The 4,213-nt window shown below is 66.1% G+C and carries 6 protein-coding genes and 1 tRNA gene; 2 read left to right on the top strand and 5 right to left on the bottom strand.

Annotated features, from left to right (window positions below; all coding sequences use genetic code 11):
• Nucleotides 1-322: PPE family protein, SVP subgroup (locus ACLQI9_RS14245; protein WP_442391805.1), on the top strand; the 322-nt coding region annotated here is incomplete at its 5' end.
• 60 nt (nucleotides 323-382) lie between these two features.
• Here the strand turns inward: ACLQI9_RS14245 and ACLQI9_RS14250 are convergent.
• The 4 genes from ACLQI9_RS14250 to ACLQI9_RS14265 all read right to left on the bottom strand — a co-directional run bounded on the left by ACLQI9_RS14250 (nucleotide 383) and on the right by ACLQI9_RS14265 (nucleotide 3,267).
• Entirely contained in the window at nucleotides 383-667 is a 285-nt protein-coding gene (locus ACLQI9_RS14250) for a WXG100 family type VII secretion target (RefSeq protein WP_442391806.1), read from the bottom strand.
• 31 nt (nucleotides 668-698) lie between these two features.
• Nucleotides 699-995: a WXG100 family type VII secretion target gene (locus ACLQI9_RS14255; protein WP_442387808.1), complete on the bottom strand. Its 297-nt coding sequence runs from the start codon at nucleotides 993-995 to the stop codon at nucleotides 699-701.
• Nucleotides 996-1,078: 83 nt separating this feature from the next.
• Nucleotides 1,079-2,287: a PPE family protein gene (locus tag ACLQI9_RS14260; RefSeq protein WP_442391807.1), complete on the bottom strand. Its 1,209-nt coding sequence runs from the start codon at nucleotides 2,285-2,287 to the stop codon at nucleotides 1,079-1,081.
• A 74-nt stretch (nucleotides 2,288-2,361) separates the two neighbouring features.
• The gene (locus ACLQI9_RS14265) at nucleotides 2,362-3,267 is read right to left on the bottom strand and encodes a PPE family protein, SVP subgroup (RefSeq protein WP_442376711.1); all 906 of its coding nucleotides are present in this window, start codon (nucleotides 3,265-3,267) and stop codon (nucleotides 2,362-2,364) included.
• A gap of 243 nt (nucleotides 3,268-3,510) precedes the next feature.
• Between ACLQI9_RS14265 and ACLQI9_RS14270 the strand changes: the two genes are divergently transcribed.
• Nucleotides 3,511-3,584, top strand: a tRNA-Leu gene (locus ACLQI9_RS14270).
• Between the two features lie 172 nt (nucleotides 3,585-3,756).
• Here ACLQI9_RS14270 and ACLQI9_RS14275 read toward each other — a convergent pair.
• Entirely contained in the window at nucleotides 3,757-4,068 is a 312-nt protein-coding gene (locus ACLQI9_RS14275) for a GNAT family N-acetyltransferase (RefSeq protein ID WP_442376758.1), read from the bottom strand.
• Nucleotides 4,069-4,213: the final 145 nt, after the last annotated feature.

The following is a 4,213-nucleotide window of genomic DNA, read 5'->3' on the forward strand; positions in this document are numbered from 1 at the left end:
GTTCGGTCTGGCACCTGCTCTGGGCGGTCAGATGCCGATGGGATCCTCGCTCGGCTATGGTGCTGCGGCGACTATGGGTCACGCAAGCTCTGTCGGAACGCTGTCGGTGCCGCAGACGTGGGCGGAAGCCGGGCCAGCCGCGTCGGTGCCTGCCGGCCCAATGCCCGTGCCCACCACGGGCTTTGGCGCAGCGCCTGCTGCGTCGACCAATGCGCCGGCTACACCCAAGGTGACATTCCCGGCTCTGGTCGAACGCGAGGTCGACGGGCTGCAGCGAATAGGGTTGCGTGCCACCATGCTCCCGCCGCCGCTGGTCGGCTAATAAGCGAAAACGGTTGTGGCCCGCACATCGTTGGGTGTGCGGGCCACAGGGTTTGTGTTGTTAGGCCCAGCTGGAGCCGACGGCGCTGTCGGTGGAGTTCATGTTGTTGCTGGCGTTTGACACATTCTGGCCGTGGGAGTTGGCTTGTTGGTAGATGACCTGGAAGTTGCGGCCCAACTGGGTGATGAACTCCTGGCAGGCCACCGAACCCGAGCCGCCCCAGAAGTCGCCGGCGGCCAGCACATCGCGCACGATGGACTGGTGCTCGGCCTCCAGGGACGCGGCCTGGGAGCGAATCAACGCGCCGTGGGCATCCACGTCGCCGAATTGGTAGCTGATCGACATTGCTTTCCTCCTACAAGTTTTCGGTGCTGGGCTAGCTGGACAGGATCTGCTGGGAGGCCTGCTCTTGCTGCTCGTAGTTGTTGGCGTCGCGGATCAGTCCGTCGCGCACCCCGTGCAGCATGTTGACGATGTTGCGGAAGGCCTGGTTCATCTGGCCCATGGTGTCGTAGGACGTCATCTGGGCGGTACCGCTCCAGCCCGCACCGGCGATGTTTTGGCTTGATGCCCACATCTTGCGGGCCTCGTCCTCCACCGTCTGGGCGTGCATATCGAAACGGCCCGCCATCGACCGCATCTCATGCGGGTCAGTCATAAAACGCGTAGGCATGTGAATATCTCCTTGTCGTGACGTGATTGAACTGGTCGAGGTTGATGACTGGTCTTAGGCAGGCGGCATCGCCTCCCTGGTCATCAGACGAACACCTGCTTAGGCATGACTTTGGGCTTGACGCCGTAGCGCGGCCCGGCGAAGCCCATTCCCGACTTGCCGCCGGCGGAGGCCATCCCCGGCATGATGCCCGGCGCGCCTCCCATGCCGGCACCCTCGTCGGCGGCCGCGGTCCAGCCCGTGCCCGCCAACGTGGCGTCGCTGACGGTGGCGGCCGGGGTGGCCGCCGACCAGCCGGCCGGCACCGACAGCCCGCCGACCGAGGACGCCTCGCCCATACCCGCCGCCATCGCTCCGCCGATTGGCGCCTGGGCGCCCGCCAGCGTGGTGCCGAAGCCAAGCCCGGCGCCCAGCGGGGTGGCGTCGCCGATGCTGAACCCGAATGCAGAGCCGGCCATGAAGTGCGCGAGCAGCGGCAGGGTCGCCTCCATCATGGCGGTGTTCCATGCCAGCGTGACACCGATGTTGTAAATGCCATTGGAGACGATCGGTACGCCGAGCAAACCGTTGATAGCTGACAAGATTGGTACATTAGCGACGATGCTCTGCAGCGGGTTGGGGATGGCGAGGCTCTGCAGCGGGCTGGCGGACGAACTCACCGCGCTTTGCAGGCTGCCGAGCGTGTTGTTCAGCGTCGCTGAGGTCCCGTTGCCGCCGACGGCCTGGCTGACCGCGGCGGCTTGTAGGCCCTGCCCGGCCGGGTTGGTGTTTTCGGTCGGGTCGGTCAGCGGTGTCAGCGCCGACGAGGCTGCTGACGCCGCGGCCGAGTAGCCGTACATCGCGGCGGCGTCCTGCGCCCAGAACTCGCCGTACATGGCCTCATTGGCCGCGATGGCCGGGGTGTTCTGGCCCAGGATGTTGGTCGCGACCAGCGCAGCCAGCTGCACCCGGTTGGCGGTGACAACCGGTGGTGGGATGGTGGCGGCATGGGCCGCCTCGTAGGCCGCCGCCGATGAAGTAGCCGCGGCGGCCGCGTCCTGCAGTTGCGCCGAGGTGGTGGTCAGCCAGCCGATGTGGGTCTGGGCCGATGCGGCCATCGCCGTTGACGACGGACCCGTCCACTCCGAGCCGAGCTGGGAGATTATCGACTCGTAGGACGCCGCGCTCGAGCTCAGTTCCGAGCTGAGGGCGCTGAACGAGGAGGAGGCGGCCATCAATGGTCCCGCTCCTGAGCCGGAGTACATGAGTGCGGAGTTGATCTCCGGGGGTCGCGCTGCGAAATCGAAAGCCATTTGTCTAATCCCGTCCTTGAATTGATCGGATTGCGATTGAGGTTTAACCGGCCACTATTGGCCGCGTGGATTCCTTAGGTGGCCGTCGGCTTGGGAATCGTCGGCATGACCTTCGGCTTGACGCCGTAGCGCGGGGCACCGAAGCTCGAGCCGCCACGACCGCCGTTGGCGACCGCGGGCATGCCGGCGATGCCGGGTCCCATCCCGCCGGTGGACGGCGCGGGGGTGGTCCAGCTCTGCGAGGCCAACGTGACGGGCGTGCTCGCCGTCGGCACTCCGGCTGCTCCGCCGGCCCAGCTGGCCGGCACCGACAGCGGGCCGATCGACGACCCCGAGCCGGCCGCCGCCAACACCGGCGCCGCACCCATGCCGCCGGCTCCGCCGACGGCCCCCGCCGGACCGACGTCGCCGACCAGGCCGGATCCCAAGCCCCCGAGGTCGGCGGAAGCGGTTGACGGACCGGCCAGCGCGGTGAGCAGACCGCCACCGCCCATGCCGATCAAGTCCGATTCGGCGGAGGCGAAGTTGCCCACCTCATCCAGCGGCACGATCGAGAAGTTACTCGACACGACGGAGCCAGTGAGGAAGGACGTCAGGTCATTGATGATGCCTGCGAGGCCCCCTTGCGCGGGAACCGCGGCGGCCGACGACGCGCTCGACGACACGCCCGACAGCGAGCTAGCGGCGGCCCCGAGCTGGTTGGCTCCTTCGGTCTCTTGGTAGGAGCCGGAGGAGCTCTGCAGGAGGCTCACGAACTGCTGGTGAATGGCCTGGGCTTGGGCGCTGACCGTTTGGTAGAGCTGGCCATAGGTAGAGAACACGCCGCTTTGTAGGATCGACACCTCATCGGCAGCCGCGGGGGAGACGGCTGTGGTCGAGCCCGCGGCCGCCGAACTCTCGGTGGCAAACGAGGTACCAACACCTTCCAGCTGGGCCGCGGCCGCGGCGATGGCGGGGGGTGCTGTGGTTACGAATGACATGTATTTCTCCTGGGTGCCAAGAAGCCGACCCGTCAGCGGGGTCGGCCACGATGATCACTGTCAGTGTGTGCGGGTAGCCGGCAGCGGTTCCACACCCTACCTTGGCGTAACCTGAGCGGGAGCGCATACCGCGTTAATAGCTTCTTAACGGGGGGGCGAAACTTTTAACACACGGCTTGAACCGACCGGGCGATTCGGGCGCCCGGTTAGAGTTTCAGCAGCCACGCGTTACATTCGTTGCTGGCCCCCATAGCCCAATCGGCAGAGGCAGCGGACTTAAAATCCGCCAAGTGTCGGTTCGAGTCCGACTGGGGGCACGGCGGAAGGCGGGGACGTGGTCTCAGGGTTGTCTCAGGCTGCTCTCAGGGGTCAAGGGTGCTGATATTTGGACAACGGCGTCCAGAGCTTCACCTTGATACGACCCGCCTCGGATGGCCAAACACCTTTACGGTTTCTTAGCGACCCACCGGGCCACTTGCGGCGGGCGGATCAGACGATCGGGTCAGGAGGTCCATCCGGGCCGCCATTGCCAAGCAGATCGAGCTGCATCCATGCCACGTCGTGCCAGCTGTCGTGCTTCCATGCCACGCGCCGGTATGAGCCGGCGTCCTGGAACCCGAAGGATCGATGAAAGCCGTTGCTGGGCTCGTTGGGTTGGGTGATGCCGGCGAAGGCTTGCCGGTAGCCGCGCTCGGTGAGCCGGCGCAGCAGTTGCGTGTAGAGCTCGCGTCCTCCGCTGGCGCGGTGATGGTGGACGTCGACATAGATACCGGTCTCAGCCGACGATTGGAAGGCGGCCAGGCGTGGCTGCCGTACGCAAAGCCGATGATCTGGTCATCTTGCTCGAGGACGAGCCAATCGTGGGTGGCGCGGAGCCCATCGATGCGCGCAGCCATCTCGTCAACGGTCGGGACGTCGATCTCCCAACTGATCGCCGTGTTCTGGA

This window comes from Mycobacterium sp. (assembly GCF_052143115.1).
Taxonomy (GTDB): domain Bacteria; phylum Actinomycetota; class Actinomycetes; order Mycobacteriales; family Mycobacteriaceae; genus Mycobacterium.

Bases quoted from the DNA above. Each gene is read 5' to 3' on its own strand.
- ACLQI9_RS14255 (WP_442387808.1), bottom strand. From the start codon at position 995: ATGCCTACGCGTTTTATGACTGACCCGCATGAGATGCGGTCGATGGCG.
- ACLQI9_RS14265 (WP_442376711.1), bottom strand. From the start codon at position 3,267: ATGTCATTCGTAACCACAGCACCCCCCGCCATCGCCGCGGCCGCGGCC.
- ACLQI9_RS14250 (WP_442391806.1), bottom strand. From the start codon at position 667: ATGTCGATCAGCTACCAATTCGGCGACGTGGATGCCCACGGCGCGTTG.
- ACLQI9_RS14260 (WP_442391807.1), bottom strand. From the start codon at position 2,287: ATGGCTTTCGATTTCGCAGCGCGACCCCCGGAGATCAACTCCGCACTC.